Origin of the sequence: Aureimonas sp. AU12 (assembly GCF_001463705.1) — a bacterium.
GTDB lineage: Bacteria > Pseudomonadota > Alphaproteobacteria > Rhizobiales > Rhizobiaceae > Aureimonas.
Window position 1 is genome coordinate 1 of sequence record NZ_BBWH01000074.1, and the last position, 417, is coordinate 417.

Sequence of the window (417 nt, forward strand, 5' to 3'; positions counted from 1 at the left end):
CTGTATTTACAACTCGCTTTAGCTCTCCTAATTCGTGCCTGTCGTCGCGTAGCTTCGCAACAGCATCCATTTCGTCAAGAAAAAGCACAGCATTCCTAGCTGGGACAAAATCAAATACAGATCGAATATTTTTTGCGGTATCCCCCAGAAGCGACGAAATCACCGAGTCGAGTCGAACGACATACAGTGGGCGCGACAACTGAGCTGCGACATGACCAGCCAGAAGGGTTTTGCCTGTCCCCGGAGGTCCAGAAAGAAGGAGTCCCAGCCGGGACGCCAAGCCTTGAGCGCTCAGCTCATCGATACGCTGCGCATCCGCGACAAAATCGCTGAAAACGCGGCAGCCACCTTCGTTGAGGAACACGGGAGAATCGGGCCAGGTCTGCTCCTCGACAAGCGGTAGGCGAGATTTTGAAT

1 protein-coding gene is annotated in these 417 nt (G+C 53.5%); it reads right to left on the minus strand.

Annotated features, from left to right (window positions below; translation table 11 throughout):
• Positions 1-364 (minus strand): ATP-binding protein (locus AUL33_RS21920; RefSeq protein WP_244492385.1); only part of this gene is annotated, 364 nt, incomplete at its 3' end.
• Positions 365-417 lie beyond the last annotated feature (53 nt).